The sequence below is a fragment of the Pseudomonas sp. CFBP 8772 genome (assembly GCF_014841665.1).
GTDB classification, from domain to species: Bacteria; Pseudomonadota; Gammaproteobacteria; order Pseudomonadales; family Pseudomonadaceae; genus Aquipseudomonas; species Aquipseudomonas graminis_B.
This window is the reverse complement of record NZ_JACYUI010000001.1, coordinates 740,989-759,073: the sequence shown is the minus strand read 5'-3', so window position 1 is coordinate 759,073 and position 18,085 is coordinate 740,989. Positions and strand designations below refer to the sequence as shown.

Below are 18,085 nucleotides of genomic sequence, written 5' to 3'. Positions count from 1 at the left end.
TAAGGGCTCGTGAAAAATACAGTGATGATCAAGCGTGACCACTTTCAACAGGAGAACAAGACACGCGACTAAACGATCATGGGGTACGACGTTTCATACCCACAGCGTCATCTTGTGATTAAAACCCTCAGCACGCCGTATATATGAACGCCGTTTTCACATCGTCTTCACCGCGAGCTGACCCGGTCACCCGTAACTTCCGTCAGCGCCGACTTATTTCCCGGCGAAGTTATGAACCCCACTTATCGGGACACTCAGCGTGCGAAACCAACGACCACGATTTTATGCCTGGAACCTGGGTTTACCGATCGCCATTGCCCTAGGGATATTCGTGGTCTTCGACCTGACTTCGCTGGACGAGGTCATCAGCAACTGGCTGTATGACCCGAACCACGAATTCCCGTTTGGCCACAATCGCCTGTTTGAAAACCTGACCCACCGCTGGCCGCGGATCATTCCCGACCTCACGGGGGAAGCCGCGATCATCGGCTCGCTCCTGTCATTTCTCTGGCCGCTGTTGAAACCGGGGCGACACGACCGGCTTATCAGGTCGCTGGAGAGGTTGCGCATCGCCCCGCTGCTGCGCTTCACCGCCCGCCACCGGCGGGACTTCCTGTTCATCGTTGTCTCGTTCGCCGTGACCACCGGCATGATCCACTTCTTCAAAAGCCACACCAGCATCTACTGCCCGGTCGAAACGACGCTGTACGGCGGGACGATGGAGAAGAAGGAGTGGTTCGAGAATTTCAGCCTGTTCCATGAAGCCGGCGCCGGTCGCTGCTGGCCGGGTGGGCATGCCTCCGGCGGCTTCACCATGGTCGCGCTGTACTTCGTCGCGCGCCGGTATCAATGGCGCCACGCCCGCGCGATCCTGTATGCCTCGATGATTCTGGGGGCGATCTACGGCACCACGCGCGTCCTGCAAGGCTGGCATTTCATGTCGCACACGTTCTGGGCCGGGGTGATCGTGTGGATCGGTGCGCTGCTCACTGCCCTCGCCTTCTATGGCTGGCGACAGCTTGCCCCTGGGCCCGTCGAGGAGGCCAGTCCCGCGCTACGGAAGCGGTCGGTGTCCGGGCCCAACGGAGTCACCGACCTGTAAATGTGGCATGAGCGGGTCAGCCATCCAGGCGTCGATCCAGCCGCGAATCAGCGTCGCCGGCATTGGCTCGGCGATGCCGAAACCCTGGCCGATCTCACAACCGAGCTGCAACAGGCGTGACGCCTGGGCGGGGCTGTTGACGCCCTCGGCGATGACTTCGCGACCGAACGCGCTGGCCAGCCCCAGAATCGCCTGCAGGATCGAGATATCGCCGGGGGCGTCGAGCATGCCGTGAATGAACGTCTGATCGATCTTCAGTTGCGCCACCGGCAAGCGCTTCAAGTAGCTGAGGGACGAATACCCTGTGCCGAAATCGTCCAGGGCAAAGCGCACGCCCAGTTGCTCGCACGCACGCAGCGTGCGCGAGACCCCTTCGACGTCTTCCAGCGCGCTGGTTTCGAGGATCTCGATCATCAGCATTTCCGGCCCGACATCAGGGTGTGCTGCGAGTCGCTCGGTCAGGTTCGCCACAAAATCAGGGTGCTGAAGTTGCCGTGCGCCGACATTGATACTCACCGCCAGATGCAGCCCTTCCCGTTGCCAGCGCTCGATCTGGCTCAAGGCACTTTCGAGCACCCACTCACCCACCACCTCCGCCAGTGAGCTGCTTTCGATCAGCGGCAGAAAACTGCCCGGCAACAGCAATCCGCGCTCCGGATGCTCCCAGCGCAGCAGGGCTTCCGCACCGACGACCGCGCCTGTGCGCAGGTTGACCTTGGGCTGAAAATACAGGCGCAGTTCCCCCTCGCGAATGGCCTGATCGATACGGTCCAGACGCGCGTTGTGCCCACGCATCTCCTGGTCATGCTGCGCATCGAACACGTGGAAACGGTTCTTGCCCTCGAGTTTCGCCTGGTACATCGCCTGATCGGCCTGGCGCAGCAGTTGATCGGCGCTGATCTCGTTATCCTGCGGGTAGTAACTGACGCCGATGCTCGCCGACAGCGTCAGGTTCAGCGCGCCCACCTGCACCACCTCGCTGGCGGCCGTGAGCAGACGTGCAAGGATCGGCGCGCTGTCGCAGAGCTGGTCAAGATCGACGATCAGCGCCACAAATTCGTCTCCCCCCAGACGCGCCAGCGTGCAGGCCTCGTTCAGGACGTTCTGCATGCGCCGGGACACGCTGGACAGTACCCGGTCCCCCACGTCATGGCCGTGCAGGTCATTGATCGCCTTGAAGCCGTCCAGGTCCAGGTAACCCAATGCCAGCCGGGTGCCGTTGCCCAAGGCATCGGCCATCGCCTGTTGCATGCGCGAGGCAAGCAGAACGCGGTTGGGCAAGTGGGTCAGCGGGTCGTAGTGGGCCACGTATTCCAGCTGCCGCTGGTAGCTGTGCAGTTCGGTGACGTCGGTGAACAGCGAGACGTAATGCTGGGTAACGCCATGGGCGTCGACGATGGCGGTAATGGTCTGTCGCGCGGCATAGGCCGAGCCGTCGCGCCGGCGGTTCCACAAGTCGCCCTGCCAGTAATGCTCGGTCAGCAGGCTGCGCCAGAGGCTGACGTACTCGGCACGCGGGGTCATGCCGGAGGCAAGAAAGCGCGGGTTCTTGCCCGTCGACTCATCGCGTTCATAGCCGGTGATGGTGGTGAACGCGTCGTTGACCTCGATGATCGCGCCGGTCGGGTCAGTGATCATGATGCCCTCGCGCGCGTGGGTGAATACGCTGGCAGCGAGGTTGAGGCGATGTTCGATCTGCCGGCGCGCGGTGAGGTCGGTCAGGGTCACACGGATGCCGCTCGTCTCGCCGCCGTGGCGCACGCAGTTCAGCCGGGCCTGCCAGTGCGTGCCGTCGGTGCGCTCCAGGCTGAGATCGCACTCCTCCGCTTGCCCTGTGCGACAGACTCGGGCGAATACCTGCTGCCAGTGGTCGCGGTCCCGGCTGACGACGCGGCCGGCAAAGCGCCGTTGCAACAGGCGGTGGCGCGGGTAGGTCAGCAGCGTCTCGCCGGTGCGGTTGACGGCTTCAATAATCCCTTGGCGCGTCAGCGTGAGGTAACCCACCGGCGCGTTTTCGTACAAATCCAGGTAGAGGTCGCGGGAGGCCTCGAGGGCGGACTGGGCAACGCGCAGTTCCTCGTTCTGCATCTGCAACTCGGCCTGGTGCAATTGCAGGTCATGCAGCAGCCGGGCGTTGTCGTCCGGGTCCGGAATGTCGGGAGGGTTCGCCGGATGAACGATATGGGGCTCGAAAGGCGGGGTTTTCATGGTCGTCCCGCACCTCAGGCGTGTGAAGTGTCAGGCTGCATCGCCAGAAGAATCAGGTGCGGCCGCGTCGCGTCTCCCACCACCCGACGGGCGTTAAGGGTGATCGCCCGCGGGCCTGCATCGGTCAGCTCATGTTCCACGACGAAGCCGTCGAAACTGGTGTCGTTCTCCAGCAGGGTGCCGAGCTTTTGCCGCAGCGCCGGGATGTCCCACAGGCGGTTGTTGAGTTCAAAGAGTGTGCGACCGGTGGTCAGCGGCTCGGTCGTCGGAAAGGTGCGGTAGTAGGACCGACTGGCGGACACGACGCACAGGTCTTCGTCCAGCACCAGCAGCGGCTCGATGACCGTGTCGACGATGGCTTCGGCCAACTCGCGCGCCGCCTGCACGGCCTTCTGGTTGGCGATGCGGCTGTTGATGTCGTGAAAGGTCATGACCACGCCGTCAATGACGTTGTCCAGCGTGCGGTACGGTGCCAGCCGCGCCAGGAACCAGTTGCCCGACACAGTGCACAGTTCGATCTCTTGCGGGATCAACATGTCGAGCACCTCCTGTGCGGGGACCAGCAGGTCCATGGAGTGAATGTACGAAGAGATATCGGCCAGTGGCCGCCCCACATCCTTGGGGATCAGGCGGTAGATCTTCACGGCGTCGCGCGTGAAGCGGCGAATGATCAGCTTTGTGTCAAGAAATATAGTCCCGATATTGATGCTGTCGAGGAGGTTCTTCATGTCATTTTGCATGTCGCCGAGCTGTTCGATCTTCGTTTGCAGCTCGGCATTGACCGTGACCAGCTCCTCGTTGACCGATTGCAGCTCTTCACGGGAGGTTTCCAGCTCCTCGTTGGACGACTGCAATTCTTCGTTGGTCGATTGCATCTCTTCGTTGGCCGCGCCCAGCTCCTCGTTCAGGTGCTGCAACTCATCAATGGTCGCCTGCAGGTTCTCCCGCGTGTACGCCAGGTCGTGCTCCAGCAGCCTGACCCGATCGGGCGCCAGATGTGCGGCGGTATCCGGTACCGCGTCGGGCAGAATGTCCGCGCCGCTGGCCGGTTCCTGGAACGTGATCAGGAGCATCTGCTCGCCCTGAGCCGTGTTGCCCATCCGGCGCACGCTGAGGCTGACCCAGCGCGTCGCGCCGTCACCGCTGACCGGCAGCGGCCGGGTGGCAGTCGGCTCGGCGCTGAGGGCGGCACGCTGCACCGCACTGCGCAGGTCCAGCTGCAGGCCTTCGCGGGCCATTTCGACGACGTTCAGGCTGGGTTGCCCCGGCGCAGGGCGCAGGTAGCGGCCGGTGTCGCCGTGGACATACAGAATGTTGCCGGTCAGATCAGTGACCACCGAGGCAGGGCCAAAGTCCTGCAGCAGCGCCCGACGGGTCAGTTCGGCAATGTTGGTTTCCTTGGTCATGGTCGCGGGGCGGTCCGGGGGTCGGCTGATGGGGCTGGGCAGCCACGACAGCGTGCTGTCCATCGGCATGGATTTAGGGGTTCGGGTCTTCACGGCCCGGTAGAACTTCCATTTGCGCTGCAACGGCGTGAACAGTGTGGCATGCCCGCCGATGCTCTCGGAAGGCGAGAGAAACAGCACGCCGTCAGGCTTGAGCGCGTAATGAAAGGTCGGGATCAGGCGGTTCTGCAGCGCATGCCCCAGGTAGATCATCAGGTTGCGGCAGCACAGCAGATCGATACGGGTGAAGGGCGGATCCTTGATCACGTTCTGCACCGCGAACACGATCATCTCGCGGATTTCCTTCTTCACCCGGTAACCGCCTTCGACGCGACTGAAATAGCGCTCCAGGCGCTCGGCGCCGACGTCACGGGCGACGGAAAGCGGGTAGAACCCGGCGCGGGCGATGCTGATGGCATCGGCGTCCAAGTCGGTGGCGAACACCTGAATCCCCGGCGCCACCCCGGCAGCCTGACCCTGCGGATGCAGGAGCTCGTACAGAACGATGGCCACCGAGTAGGCCTCTTCACCCGTGGCGCAACCGGCAATCCACACCCGCAGCGGCTCATCGCCAGCCTTGGCGTCGATCATCGGCTGGAGGATCTGCCGCTGCATGACCGTGAACGCGGCCGGGTCACGAAAGAACTGGGTGACGTTGATCAGCAATTCGCTGAACAGCGACTTGCATTCCTCCGCCGAGCCCTGCAGCAGCCTCAGGTAGTCGACCTGACTGGCGAGGTTCATGATCTGCAGCCGTCGCTCGATGCGCCGCGCGATGGTGCTCTTCTTGTACTGGGTGAAGTCGTGGCCGGTCATGGTGCGCAGGTGCAGCAGAATCTGCTCGATGGCGTCGCCCTGCATCGTCGACGGTGCCGGGCCGTCCGGATCCGTGCCGCCGGTCAGTACGCCGGGCATTTGCTCGACGCTCATCACATGACTGGCGTTGCCCGCCTGGATCGCGCTGTCGGGCATGCCGCTGTAGGTCGCCTCCTCCGGCCACTGCACCAGGGTTCTGCCGCCGTGATCGAGGATCGCCCGGCAGCCGGCGGTGCCGTCCGCACCGGTACCGGACAGAATCACGCCGACCGCCCTCGTCCCATGGTGCTCGGCCATTGAGGCGAAGCAGGCGTCGATGGGCAGAGGGTGACCGCGCTCGCCCTCGTAGCGGGTCAGGACCAGCGCGTCGGCCGTCACGCTCAAGCCATAGTGCGGCGGGATCACATACACGGTGTCGGCGTCGAGCGGCGCGCCATGGCTGGCCTCGACGACCCTCATGCCAGTCGAGCGGGCGAGGATTTCGGTGAGCAGGCTGGGCGTGGTCGGTGCAAGGTGCTGGATCACCAGAAAGCTCATGCCCGAATCGCTCGGCATCAGGCTCAGGAAGCGCTGCAGCACTTCCAGACCGCCCGCGGACGCGCCAAGGCCGACGAGCAGTCGGCCCTGGGGGCGGGGGTGCTGCGCGATGTCGGACACGGGATCCCTCATGTGGCAAATGGACGCGGATGATGCCCGCTGCCGGCCGGCCGGGCAATGGCGGATAGGCCGCCAGGCCTCGCCGATGAGTCGCCCCGACGGGTCGACACGCCAGACAGGCGCCTGCATTAATGTCACACTGACGCCCGGCCTGTCCCTGATAGCGCTGTGCCATACTCTACGTATGCCGGGTCACAGCGTCGCGCGTCAATGCCGTTCATCCAGAAGCGGAAATATCTTCCCGCGCCCCCAGTCCATCCCTTTCTCTGAACCACTGTGTCGAGATGTCGCCCATGAAGTCGGACAACGTACAAATTGGCCCGCTGGATTTCCTGCTGGGCGGGGGTGAGATGGGGCGATTGATCCGGGATTTCGACTGGGCGTCGACGTCACTGGGGGATCCGGCAGCGTGGCCGCAGTCTCTGCGCTCGGCCATCAGCATCTGCCTGCACTCCAGCTTCCCGACCGCGATCTATTGGGGCAAAGACTTCTGCCTGCTGTACAACGACGCCTGGGCACCGATCCCGGCGGATCGTCACCCGGCGGTACTGGGCCACCCGGCGCGGGAGGTCTGGCCGATTATCTGGGACGTCGTCGGGCCGCAGCTCGAAGCCGCCGTCCGGGATGCCGAGGGCTTTTCGGCGTTCGACCAGCGGTTGATGATGGAGCGTGGCGGGAGCCTGGTGGAGACGTGGTGGAACTACAGTTTCACGCCGATCCGCGGGGAAAACGGGCGCATCGCGGGCATCCTCAATCAGGGCCACGAGGTCACTGACCGGATTCTCGCCGAGCGTCGCCGTACGGACCAACTCGTCCGTCAACGCAAGATGTTCGAGCAGGCGCCCGGCTTCATCACGGTGCTCCATGGCCCCGAGCACCGCTTCGAATTCGTCAACCAGTCCTACACGCGGCTGTTCGGCGAGCGCGATTACGTCGGCAAAACCATCTACGAGGCATTCCCGGAGCTCGCAGGCCAGGGCTTTTATGAGTGGCTCGACGGGGTCTACCGCACCGGCGAGCGCCTGGTTCAGCAACACACCCCGATCCAGCTCAGTCACCCGGACGCCCCGTGCGAAGTGCGCTACCTGGATTTTATCTATGAGCCGCTGCTCGATGATGCCGGCCAGGTGACGGGTATTTTCTGCGAAGGCCACGACGTCACCGAGGCGCATATCTCCCGGGCGGCGCTTGAGGCCAGTGAAGCGGCACTGCGCGAGGAAACCCGCACGCTGGAGACACTGAATCGGGTGAACGCCGAGCTGGCCCTCGACCTGGACCTAAAACGACTGGTACAGACCGTGACCGATGCCGGACGAGAGATGACCGGCGCACACATCGGCGGCTACTTTCACAACGTTGCGGGCGATCACTTCGATCTCTTTACGCTGTCTGGCGCGCCGCCCACGGAATTGGCCCGGTTGCCAGGCCCGCGGGCGAGCCCGGTGTTCGCGCCGGCGTTCCTCACCGAGGGCGTGATGCGCTCCGACGACATTTTGCCGGACCCACGCTATGGCGGCATCACGCCGCATTTCGGCTTGCCGGCCGGCCATGCGCCGGTGCGCAGCTACCTGGCAGTCTCGGTGGTGTCGCGCTCGGGGGAGGTGCTCGGCGGACTGTTCTACGGCCACTCGGAGCCGGCGCAGTTCAGCGCGCGTCACGAAGCACTGATGTCGGCGCTCGCCGCTCAGGCCGCCATCGCCATCGATAACGCGACGCTGTTCCAGCAGGTGCACAGCGCCAACGAAACCCTCGAACAGCGGGTGCTGGCCCGTACCCGGGAATTGTCTGAAGCCCACTCGGCCCTGCGCCAGGCGCAGAAGATGGAAGCCGTGGGCCAGCTCACCGGCGGCATCGCCCACGACTTCAACAACTTGCTCGCCGGGATCCTCGGCAGCCTGGAAATGATCGAGCGGCGCATCTCCAACGGCCGGGTGGACGGCCTGGACCGCTACGTCAGCGCGGCCCATGACTCGGCCAATCGCGCCGCCCAGCTCACCCAGCGGCTGCTGGCGTTTTCCCGTCGCCAGACACTCGACCCCAAGCCGACCGACGTCAACCGCCTGGTGGCGGGGATGGGTCAGCTGATCTCTTCGACCCTCGGCCCCTCCATCGGCACGCGGACGATCGCCAGCGGTGACCTGTGGCTGAGCAAGATCGACGCGCCGCAGCTGGAAAGCGCGCTGGTCAACCTCACACTCAACGCCCGCGACGCCATGCCGGAAGGCGGCGAACTCACGGTGCAGACCCGCAACGTCTCCTCAGACAGCGCCGCGGGAGTGGCCGCGCAGCTGCCCGAAGGCGACTTCGTGGAAATCAGTGTCAGCGACACCGGCATGGGGATCGCCCCGGAGATTCTCGATCGGATTTTCGACCCGTTCTTCACCACCAAACCCATCGGCCAGGGCACGGGCCTGGGGCTGTCAATGATTCACGGCTTCGTGCACCAGTCCGGCGGGACGATTCAGGCGCGTTCCACCCACGGCGCAGGCACGACGGTTTCGCTGTATTTGCCGCGTTACCTGGGAGACAGCCATTTGGCCCAAGCCCGCAGCGCACCCCAGAACCGCAGCAGTGGCGAATCCGTTCTGGTGATTGACGACGAACCCCACGTGCGGATGCTGATGTGCGACGCCCTGCGCGAGCGCGGTTATGCCGTCACCGAAGCCATGGACGGACCGTCGGGCTTGCAGATGCTGCGGTCGATGACCTCGATCGATCTGCTGGTGACCGATGTCGGGCTGCCCGGCGGCATGAATGGCCGGCAGGTCGCCGATACCGCCCGTGCGCTGCTGCCTTCGCTGAATGTGCTGTTTGTCACCGGCTACGCGGAAAATTCGGCGGTGGGCGGTGACCAGCTCGAAGCCGGAATGGCCGTGCTGCTCAAGCCTTTCGGCATGGACAGCTTCACGCGGAAGGTCAGCGACATACTCACGGCGTCACCCGCCTCGCCCCCTGCGGAGCGCGACGGCCGCGGGGTGGATGACTGATCAGTCAGCTTTTTTACACCGACCCATGGAACTCACAGGGCCGGCATGCCCCTAACCACGACGTCAGCGAACCGGCATAAGGCCCGTTCCACGAGAGGTTTAGGTTTCCATGTCTTCCAGCACCCCATCCGCCGCCATAGGCCAACCAGACGAGCAGCGCACGTCGCCGCGTCGTCTGATTTTCATCTCGGTCCTTGTCGCCACCATGGGCGCACTCGCTTTCGGTTACGACACGGGCATCATCGCGGGCGCTCTGCCCTTCATGACCTTGCCCCTCGATCAGGGCGGTCTTGGCCTGAACCCGGTCAGCGAAGGGCTGATTACCGCGTCGCTGATCGTCGGCGCCGCCTTCGGCTCACTGGCCAGCGGCTACCTCTCCGACCGTTTTGGCCGACGCGTGACCCTGCGCATGCTGTCGCTGTTGTTCATCGTCGGTGCACTCGGCACGGCCACGGCGCCCTCGGTGCCGTTCATGGTCGCCGCGCGTTTTCTGCTGGGTATCGCGGTTGGCGGGGGCTCGGCGACGGTGCCGGTGTTCATCGCCGAGATCGCAGGGCCTTCTCGTCGCGCCCGACTGGTCAGCCGCAACGAGCTGATGATCGTCAGCGGCCAGTTGCTGGCCTACGTGCTCAGCGCCGTGCTCGCGGCGTTGCTGCACACCCCCGGTATCTGGCGCTACATGCTGGCCATCGCGATGGTCCCGGGCGTGTTGCTGCTGATCGGTACGTTCTTCGTGCCGCCGTCGCCGCGCTGGCTGGCCTCCAAAGGCCGCTTCGATGAAGCGCAAGACGTGCTCGAACAACTGCGTGACACCAAAGACGCCGCCAAGCGCGAAGTCGAGGAAATGAAAGCCCAGGAAAAAGAAGCCCACAAGCGCGTCGCCGCTCGCGATCTGCTGCGTCAGCCGTGGGTGTTGAAGCTGTTGCTGATCGGTGTCGGGCTGGGCTTTACCGCGCAGTTCACCGGCGTCAACGCGTTCATGTATTACACGCCGATCATCCTCAAACACACCGGCATGGGCACCAACGCTGCACTGACCGCGACCATCGGCAACGGCATCGTGTCGGTCATCGCCACGCTGCTGGGGATCTGGGCCATCGGCCGTTACGGGCGTCGTCACCTGCTGATGACCGGTCTGGTCATCGTGATCATGATGCAGGCGGCGCTGGGTTGCGTGCTGATGTTCATGCCGCAGAACCTGACCCAGAGCTATGCCGCGCTGGCGTGCATTCTGGTGTTCCTGCTGTTCATGCAGATGTGCATCTCGCCGGTCTACTGGCTGCTGATGTCCGAGCTGTTCCCGATGCAGGTGCGCGGGCTGCTGACTGGCACCGCAGTGTCGATGCAGTGGCTATTCAACGCCACGGTCGCGTTCCTCTTCCCGATCGCGGTGGACACGATCGGCAACCCGACCTTCTTCGTGTTTGCGGCGATCAACATCGGCTCGCTTATCTTCGTCTTCCTGTGCCTGCCGGAAACCAAGGGCAAGTCCCTGGAGCAGATCGAAAAGCACATGAAGAAGGAGCTTTGATGCGAGGTTTCAGATCCCGGGCCTTGCGTCCGGGTCTTTGAAACCAAGGGGCTGGGACTGCGCAGGGTCAGCCGAGCAATTCGGTGATCCAGCGCACTTGCTGCGCGGTGTCGTGCAACGTGTGTTCCGAGACTCCCTGCCGCGCCCGCTGCAAGCTGACCAGGCTGCGTTGCTTGTTACGCAGCCGCCGCTGCCATTTGTCGATGAACGCCGGGCTGCGTTCGAGCATCAACAGCGGGCCGAAGTATAGGGCTTCAGGGCTGTAGACCACCGGTCCGCTGGGTTCGGCGACGATGATTTCGTAGTCGAAGCGGTTCTCCCGCAGCACGTCCTCGTGGACGATGCGATAACCGTTGTCCATCAGCCACTGGCGCAGCTCAGGCTCGCCGCCGTTGGGTTGCAGAATCAGCCGCTCACTTCCGTTGAGCCGCGCTTTGCCGGCCTCAAAAATGTCTCGAATCGTCTCGCCCCCCATGCCGCAGAGGCTGATCGCAGTGATGCCGTCGTCCGCTTCAATCGCTGCAAGGCCGTCAGCCAGACGCACGCGAATGTGCGCCTCGAAACCGTTCTCGCGCACCGTCCGTTGCGCGGCGCTGAACGGCGTCGTCGCCACCTCCCCCGCCACGGCCATCGCGATGAGCCCTCGGCGCATTAAGGCCACCGGCAGGTAGGCGTGATCGGAGCCGATGTCGGCCAGTCGCGCGTCGGCAGGCACCAGCGCCGCCACTCGCTCCAGGCGCCTGGACAATGTGTGTTCGTTCAACGTTGCCGCCCCTTCTCGCTGCGCCCCGGCACGACCTGCCGAAACGGGGCGTGAGTCTGTCGGGCTGTGATGCGGATTTCAACTGCGTTGAGGCGTGGCCGCCGGATTGAGCGTCGGGTACTAAGGCAGCTTGGCGATGACCTTGATCTCGAAATCGAAGCCATACAGCCAGGTCACGCCCACGGCCGTAATGGTCGGATGCGGCGCCTCGCCCCAGAACTCCGGCACCACTTCCCAGGCGGTTTCGAAGGTCGACTGCGGATCGACCATGAACACGGTGACGTCAATCACGTCATCGAAGGTGCAGCCGGCGGCGTTGAGAATGGCATTGAGGTGAGTGAAGGCCAGGCGGACCTGGGCGCGCAGATCGGGTTCGGGCGAGCCATCTTCGCGGCTGCCGACCTGCCCCGAGACAAACAGCAAGCCGGCGGATTTGATTGCCGGCGAGTAGCGATTGCGCTCGTACAGCGCGCGGCGGCCAGGGGGGAATACAACGTCACGAACAGTCATGGGCTTTCTCCTTCAGCGGAGCGGGAGGCTCCGTGGTTTCGGTGGGCAGACTGTAGGGCCGCGGATTCGCTGGATAAACCAGCAGCGTTGATCAAGACTGTTTGCTTTCCCCAAACAATCAGGTGGCGCGATGGACCGTTTCGACGCGATGCAGGCGTTCGTTCGAGTCGTGGAAACCGGCAGCTTCACCAAGGCCGCCGGTACCTTGCACATGAGCAAGACCACGGTGACGCAATTGGTGCAGCAGCTCGAAGCGCGGCTGCGGGTCAAGCTGCTCAACCGCACCACGCGCAAGGTCAATGTCACGGCCGACGGCGCGGTGTTCTACGAACGTGCGCTGCGCGTGCTGGCTGATCTGGACGACGCCGAAACCGGTCTGTCCGCTGCCTCCGCCGCGCCACGAGGGCGTTTGCGTGTGGACGTGCCCAGTCCGTTCGCGCGCATGGTGCTGATCCCGGCGCTGCCGGACTTCAACGCCCGCTACCCCGACATCCAGATCGACCTCGGCGTGAGCGACCGGATGATCGACCTCATCGGCGAGAACGTCGACTGCGTGGTGCGCGGCGGCGAGCTGACCGACCAATCGCTGATGGCCCGGCACATCACCGACCTGAAGCTGGGCGTCTACGCGTCGCCGGCGTATCTGCAGCGCGCGGGCACCCCGGATCACCCCCGTGAGCTCGAGGACTCGCAACACCGCATCGTCGGTTATCGCTGGGCGCGCACCGGGCAGCTGTTCCCGATGGTGCTGCAACGGGACGGCGAAAGGGTTCAGGTGCAAAGCCGCTACCTGCTCACGGTGGACGACGGCAATGCGTACCTCGCGGCAGGCCTTGCCGGCATGGGTGCCCTCTGGCTGCCGCAGTACATGGCCCAGCCGTCGGTGCTCAGCGGTGAGCTGGTGGCGTTGTTCGAGGACTGGCAGCTGGAGTCGATGCCGATGTACGTGGCCTTCCCGCCCAACCGACACATCAGCATCAAGCTGCGGGTGTTCATCGACTGGGTTGTGGAGTTGATGGGCGACGGGTACAACAGCCGATCTCACGATTAAACAAGGATGAAGGTGCGATGGACGAAGTGATCAGCTACCGAGAGGCGACGGTTGAGGACGTGGCAGTGATCTGCGAGCTGGGGCAGTTGCTCAACGCCATTCACCATGCAGAACGTCCTGATATTTATGCGGCTGAAACCCGGGATTACCTGCGCGATGCCCCTCACTGGAGCGGGTTTCTGAACAATCCAGAGCAGGTTATTTTCCTGGCGTTTGTCGGGGATCGGGCGGCGGGGTTTGTCAGCGCAGGGATGTTTTCAGCGGGTGGGCCATTGCTGCAGCCGATGGCGTTTGCACGCATTGGCTCGGTGTGCGTGGCCCAGGTTTACTGGGGGAAAGGCTTGGGGCGTGGGCTTATTGAGCGAGTGCAAGGGTGGGCGCAGGAGCGCGGCGCGAAGGACATTCGCCTGTCGGTGTGGGGCTTTAATACCCATGCGCGGCGGTTGTATGAAGAGCTCGGGTTCGAGACACGGGCGTTTGAGATGGGGATGCGGTTGACATGAGCGTTCGGGTGAAATGCAGGTAATGACCAAGGGCATTTTCCAGACGCTGCAACGGCATCGAGGTGTTGTCGTCCGGCACTTCGCCGAAGTAGAAAAACACGTTGTCCAGGGTTTGCAGCAGGTAGTGGCCGCCCAGGGTGCGAACCAGATGAATCTGCTCGTAGGGGTTGTAAATGCGCTCCCCGGGCTCGATGTCGACAAAGGGCACGCTGCGGCCCTGATTGTCGGTGAGGTAAACGAAGCTGCCGCTGCGGGGGTTCCGACGCCCATTGGAGATCAAGTGAGACTGGCCAGGCAGACTCCTGACTAATGGCGCAGGGAAGCAAGCCAGTTCAAAAGCCTGCCCAGCCACCAGCGGCTGCGTGCTTCGCCTATTTCATCAATCTGCATGAACGTGTAAGGCGTGAGCTTGCTCTTTTCTCTCTTGCGCAGTGTGCGTAACCCCCTGATACGGTCGCGAGCGTGGATCAGCATGCAAACGGTGGCAAACAGGAAAATCAGAATGATCAAAATGCCCGTGGTGAACGGAGTGACTGATTTAATCACTGCACAGGCGGCCAAGGTCCCAACACCGGCAATCAACCCTTCCGCTCCCGCGGATGTGGAAGATACGGAAAATGAAACCCTGTTACCAGATACGTCGAACGCGAACCCTCGAGGAGGCGTTAGATAAAGGCCAGCATACAGCGTCGCGATGAAACCCAATATCAACCCGGCGGTTCTACGTCCCTCAGTCGGAGAACCTCCCAAGTCATCCGTGACCACGGTGTAACTGACCCACGCGGGGCAAGGGCCAAGAGAAAAATCATCAGAGTGAAGTAACTCAGGGCGAATGTCGTATAACGCTCACACCAATATCTCATGTACAGCGTATAACCTGAGAGCAAGAAAAACAGCAGCTCGTACACCCATCCGTCTGTGGCTGAGCGCCAGAGACCAACGACACCCAAGCCAATGGCAACTATGAAAAGCGTCCGTGTCAGGGCGTTAACGGTTCGTGCGTCAGGATCGTAGATAGTGGACATTTAGACGCTAGCTCCTTGCATGTGGTAGCGGTGTGTGTACATATCGCTCATCGCGCGGCGGGCTAATCTTCCCACACCCACTCCGATGATTTTTTTCTTCGATGCGGATACACAGAGCCATCATGACCAGCGGCCTATGAATGAGGCAGCACGCCGTGCGCGTATCCTCTCCACCTCCATGAATGTGTAGCTCACCCGCTCCTTGATTTCCTGCTCTTTCAAACGGCGAAGAGACGAAATACTGACCCGATGATAAAAGAGCATGAAAACCGAGATCGCGAAAAATACACAGGCAAGCAATAAAGCGGGAGAGTCGTAGGAATGGACCATAGGGTAGATCATGCTCGACAGTGCCGCCCCTATTCCGCCCTGCAGCGACTGGTTTCGGAAAGGAGGTGCGGTCACCTCGACCCGATTTCCCCGGGCAACCAGTACCGTCGTTCGGCTTCTCCACCTATACAGCGCTAGGTAAATGGCGAATGCGATGAGCAGTGGAATGCATGCCAACGAAAGTGATGTGACGGGTCCTAAGTTCAACTGTTTATACGCTGCGATCAATACCAGAAGAAATGTAAAACCTGGGGCGAAGCCGAGATTCAGAAAAAGCCTGAGATTGGCATATCGGGTGAATTTTTCGGTGCGGTAAGCGCAATCGAAACACCACCAACTCAGCCACACCACCGCCGCACACATGGGGAACAATAAAAGGCTGGGCAAAATACCTGCAGAAAACACCGCTTGCATCGTGAACAACAGCCAGGTGCTGAAGATGATGGACATGAAACGGTGTGGATCTGTGTCAAACATCAGTAATTCCCTACTGCTTATTTGAGCGTCACTGGTCGGCCCATTCACTCACTAATTACGAACCGAGCCCGGCACCTCAAGCCTGCAGTCTACTGCTGAGGGTGCGAGTTTTGGGCGTGTTCGACCAGCAGACTGTTGTCGACGCGGTTGAGGATCTGCGGACGCTGTTCCAGCAGAAGCTTACGTCCGGTAGTCATTCGGACAGGATTGCCGAGCAGGCCGCCAGTGACTTTGGGGGCTATCGACAAAATTGCGAAACGCATGATGGCGTCACCAACCACGAAGGGAGTGCAGAGAATGGCGACTTTCAAACCTATAATGCCAATCTTGTAGATGCCTACCAGACCCTTGGCGCCATCGGTCAACATCAGAATGTTGACGTTGTAGCTCAATCAATTTTATACCGCATCGTTGACCAGTAATTGGTCGGTTTAGTGCCGATCAAATTGCTGGCGCTAATATTTACAACCCATAAATACTATCAGCTTCCTTATTCATAGTTAACGACCCTAAAGCTCCCAAATCCAAGCTATAGACTTCATCCTCTCCTTTTAAACTTAAAAAATATCCTAAATCTCCATCCTGGCCGATTAGAAAATAGCCAGACTCATAGAACTGCACTTCATACGCTGCATTTCTTTCAAGCAACTCTGCACAACCATAAAGATATACCTGACCTCCTGACACAAGCTTCAGCTCATAAACATCATCCCCCTGTATCACTTCAGCAGAGAACTTTTTATAATTTTCGGCAAGCTTACCCCCAAGACCAACTTCAATTTCTTTGAGTTTTTTCAGCAACTGACTTTCGCCCATATTCAAAGCCCTCATTCGGGAGTTAGCAATTAGATATCAAAAAAACGATTTTCTATATTTTTCGCTCGAAAAACATCAAAATACTTATCCGCTTCCTCCAGTTCTTTTCCATCAGAGATATTTCGATTTGTAGGTCGCGTCGATGATGGTGTGCGACAGACCATCTTCGCTGTTGAGGTACTCGGTCTTGTGGCCGAGTGGATCGACTTCAGCGGTCAAATTGCCCTTATCGTCGTAACGGGCTTTCCAGACGCTGCCGTCCGGGAAGGCGGTTTCGGTGATCAAGGTGGTACTGAGGTGATAGCTGTAGGTAATGCTTCGACCGAGCGGGTCTGTCTCTTCGACCAGGCGCGAAAAATCATCGTACTTGAACGTCAGACGATTCCCGTCGGGCAGGCTGATGGCGGTCGTATTGCCCGCTTCATCGAGGTCGATACCGTAACGCTCACCGCCGAAGTCGCGGCTGGCGATGACCCGTTTGTCCTCGTTGTACTGCACTTCGAGCTCGCGGCCGAGCACGTCGACGGCCCAGGACGTTCTGTTCTTGAAGTCATAACGAAAATGAAAGTGTTCGCCGTCACTGGTCCAATGCTCAACCACCCGCGGCTGGCCGTCGATGGTTTCCCAGCGGTAGTTGCAGCTCAAACCTAAGGCATTGCTGTGGCTGACCATCACGCCTTCGGCGTAGCTGAACCGGCGCATGCAATCGCCATTGCGATTGATCACTTCGATGAGTTGGCCGTTGTCGTCGTAGCGGTACTGGACGAGGGTTTCAACGGCCAGGTTGTCGACGATGCGTTTGACGTCGCTCAGGCGTCCAAGCGGGTTGTCGTAATGCAGGTGAATCCGCACGCCGCCCGGCGCGCTGATGTCGGTAAGCGTGCCTTCGACCGTACGCGTGAAATGCAGGTAATGCCCGGGGCATTTTCAAGACGCTGCAACGGCACCGAAGTGTTTTCGTCCGGCACTTCGCCGAAGTAGAAAAACACGTTGTCGAGCGTTTGCAGCAGGTAGTGGCCGCCCAGGGTGCGGACCAGATGAATCTGCTCGTAGGGGCTGTAGATGCGCTCGCCGGGCTCGATGTCGACAAAGGGCACGCTGCGGCCCTGGTTGTCGGTGAGGTAAACGAAGCTTCCGCTGCGGCGCAGGCTCTGCTCCCACGGCAAGACCCAACCCTGGCCAAGCACGCTGTCGACCGTCAGGTCGCTGGCATAGCCTACGCGGCATGTGCAGGCCTTGTAAAAGAAATGCTTGCGCTCAGCTTGCTCTTAAAACTCAGACGTCTTTACAACTCTGGACTCCAGGCCGTCATACCGGTGCGTGCAAACGCTCGCATTGGGAGTGGCGATGAGCTGGTACCTGCAAAAACAACCGTTAGCGAAGAGGAGGATTTATTACAATTATCGAGCGTCAACCTAACGTGCGAGGGTTTCGCTTTATGTGACACTCGACCCCGTTCACGCTTCCACTCCACCTAGCGAACCGAGCTTAGGGCTTCTTACCAATAATTTTCTGCAATTCCTTTTGCGCCAGATCCATTTTTCCCAGCACTGGATTTTCATAGTCGCTGTAAATCTCAAGATACGCACGCGGAGAACCCCCTATCAAATCGGTTAGACTTTTTCCATGCATTAAAGAATCGAGATTTTTTTCGTAACTTACAATTATCGATCCCAACGAAGTCTCACAACGAAAGGATTCGATATTTTTTAGTTCCTCAATTATTTCCACAATCAGCGCAGCTAGTTCATCTTTACTCATGAAAGGCCTCACAAAGAGCCAACATCTCTAACACCCACGATCCAAGAGCTGGGCCAATTTTGCGGCATCAGAATCTGATCTGCACCACCTTTGAAAATCGTGC

14 protein-coding genes and 2 pseudogenes are annotated in these 18,085 nt (G+C 60.9%); 5 read left to right on the top strand and 11 right to left on the bottom strand.

Translation table 11 applies throughout. The annotated features are described in order from the left end of the window. The first annotated feature begins 259 nt into the window (after positions 1-259). Positions 260-1,102: a phosphatase PAP2 family protein gene (locus IFT99_RS03280; RefSeq protein WP_192130419.1), complete on the top strand. Its 843-nt coding sequence runs from the start codon at positions 260-262 to the stop codon at positions 1,100-1,102. Here IFT99_RS03280 and IFT99_RS03275 read toward each other — a convergent pair. Beyond that, positions 1,055-3,310, bottom strand: coding sequence for a putative bifunctional diguanylate cyclase/phosphodiesterase (locus IFT99_RS03275; RefSeq protein ID WP_192130418.1), 2,256 nt, complete (start codon positions 3,308-3,310; stop codon positions 1,055-1,057). The two genes, IFT99_RS03280 and IFT99_RS03275, sit on opposite strands and share 48 nt — an antisense overlap. Positions 3,311-3,324: 14 nt before the next feature. Then, the gene (locus IFT99_RS03270; RefSeq protein ID WP_342214596.1) at positions 3,325-6,228 is read right to left on the bottom strand and encodes a chemotaxis protein CheB; all 2,904 of its coding nucleotides are present in this window, start codon (positions 6,226-6,228) and stop codon (positions 3,325-3,327) included. A 293-nt stretch (positions 6,229-6,521) separates the two neighbouring features. Here IFT99_RS03270 and IFT99_RS03265 point away from each other — a divergent pair, with 293 nt between their 5' ends. After that, entirely contained in the window at positions 6,522-9,215 is a 2,694-nt protein-coding gene (locus tag IFT99_RS03265) for an ATP-binding protein (protein ID WP_192130416.1), read from the top strand. Positions 9,216-9,324: 109 nt separating this feature from the next. Beyond that, a complete protein-coding gene (locus tag IFT99_RS03260) occupies positions 9,325-10,746 on the top strand; it encodes a sugar porter family MFS transporter (RefSeq protein ID WP_065988991.1) in 1,422 nt (473 codons plus the stop codon). A 67-nt stretch (positions 10,747-10,813) separates the two neighbouring features. Here IFT99_RS03260 and IFT99_RS03255 read toward each other — a convergent pair whose 3' ends face one another. Next, positions 10,814-11,509 carry a tRNA (adenine(22)-N(1))-methyltransferase gene (locus IFT99_RS03255; RefSeq protein WP_192130415.1) on the bottom strand — a complete coding sequence of 232 codons (696 nt, stop codon included), beginning with the start codon at positions 11,507-11,509 and terminating at the stop codon, positions 10,814-10,816. 120 nt (positions 11,510-11,629) lie between these two features. Beyond that, positions 11,630-12,019 (bottom strand): RidA family protein, encoded by a 390-nt coding sequence (locus tag IFT99_RS03250; RefSeq protein WP_192130414.1) that lies wholly within the window; start codon positions 12,017-12,019, stop codon positions 11,630-11,632. Between the two features lie 130 nt (positions 12,020-12,149). On the opposite strand from IFT99_RS03250, the gene IFT99_RS03245 reads away from it, so the two are divergent. Together IFT99_RS03245 and IFT99_RS03240 are read left to right on the top strand one after the other, a co-directional pair. Then, on the top strand, positions 12,150-13,070 hold the full coding sequence (locus tag IFT99_RS03245) for a LysR substrate-binding domain-containing protein (protein WP_192130413.1): 921 nt from the start codon (positions 12,150-12,152) through the stop codon (positions 13,068-13,070). A gap of 17 nt (positions 13,071-13,087) precedes the next feature. Next, positions 13,088-13,573: a GNAT family N-acetyltransferase gene (locus IFT99_RS03240; RefSeq protein ID WP_192130412.1), complete on the top strand. Its 486-nt coding sequence runs from the start codon at positions 13,088-13,090 to the stop codon at positions 13,571-13,573. Position 13,574: 1 nt separating this feature from the next. Here the strand turns inward: IFT99_RS03240 and IFT99_RS26635 are convergent. The 7 genes and pseudogenes from IFT99_RS26635 to IFT99_RS03205 all read right to left on the bottom strand — a co-directional run. After that, a pseudogene (locus IFT99_RS26635) lies at positions 13,575-13,826 on the bottom strand (hypothetical protein); the annotation flags it as partial. A gap of 53 nt (positions 13,827-13,879) precedes the next feature. Continuing rightward, complete coding sequence (locus IFT99_RS26225; RefSeq protein WP_244656872.1) at positions 13,880-14,155, bottom strand: hypothetical protein; 276 nt, start codon at positions 14,153-14,155, stop codon at positions 13,880-13,882. Between the two features lie 563 nt (positions 14,156-14,718). Then, entirely contained in the window at positions 14,719-15,405 is a 687-nt protein-coding gene (locus IFT99_RS03225) for a hypothetical protein (protein ID WP_192130410.1), read from the bottom strand. Positions 15,406-15,494: 89 nt separating this feature from the next. Next, positions 15,495-15,797, bottom strand: coding sequence for a hypothetical protein (locus tag IFT99_RS03220; RefSeq protein WP_192130409.1), 303 nt, complete (start codon positions 15,795-15,797; stop codon positions 15,495-15,497). A 70-nt stretch (positions 15,798-15,867) separates the two neighbouring features. Continuing rightward, entirely contained in the window at positions 15,868-16,221 is a 354-nt protein-coding gene (locus IFT99_RS03215; protein WP_192130408.1) for an SMI1/KNR4 family protein, read from the bottom strand. A gap of 114 nt (positions 16,222-16,335) precedes the next feature. Beyond that, positions 16,336-17,435 (bottom strand): annotated as a pseudogene (locus tag IFT99_RS03210) (DUF6531 domain-containing protein); the annotation flags it as partial. 274 nt (positions 17,436-17,709) lie between these two features. Continuing rightward, on the bottom strand, positions 17,710-17,982 hold the full coding sequence (locus IFT99_RS03205; RefSeq protein WP_192130407.1) for a hypothetical protein: 273 nt from the start codon (positions 17,980-17,982) through the stop codon (positions 17,710-17,712). Positions 17,983-18,085: the final 103 nt, after the last annotated feature.

Excerpts from the sequence above, each read along its gene's own strand:
- IFT99_RS03240 (WP_192130412.1), top strand. The coding sequence starts at position 13,088 with ATGGACGAAGTGATCAGCTACCGAGAGGCGACGGTTGAGGACGTGGCA.
- IFT99_RS03205 (WP_192130407.1), bottom strand. The coding sequence starts at position 17,982 with ATGAGTAAAGATGAACTAGCTGCGCTGATTGTGGAAATAATTGAGGAA.
- IFT99_RS03215 (WP_192130408.1), bottom strand. The coding sequence starts at position 16,221 with ATGGGCGAAAGTCAGTTGCTGAAAAAACTCAAAGAAATTGAAGTTGGT.
- IFT99_RS03245 (WP_192130413.1), top strand. The coding sequence starts at position 12,150 with ATGGACCGTTTCGACGCGATGCAGGCGTTCGTTCGAGTCGTGGAAACC.
- IFT99_RS03265 (WP_192130416.1), top strand. The coding sequence starts at position 6,522 with ATGAAGTCGGACAACGTACAAATTGGCCCGCTGGATTTCCTGCTGGGC.
- IFT99_RS03260 (WP_065988991.1), top strand. The coding sequence starts at position 9,325 with ATGTCTTCCAGCACCCCATCCGCCGCCATAGGCCAACCAGACGAGCAG.
- IFT99_RS03275 (WP_192130418.1), bottom strand. The coding sequence starts at position 3,310 with ATGAAAACCCCGCCTTTCGAGCCCCATATCGTTCATCCGGCGAACCCT.
- IFT99_RS03225 (WP_192130410.1), bottom strand. The coding sequence starts at position 15,405 with ATGTTTGACACAGATCCACACCGTTTCATGTCCATCATCTTCAGCACC.
- IFT99_RS03250 (WP_192130414.1), bottom strand. The coding sequence starts at position 12,019 with ATGACTGTTCGTGACGTTGTATTCCCCCCTGGCCGCCGCGCGCTGTAC.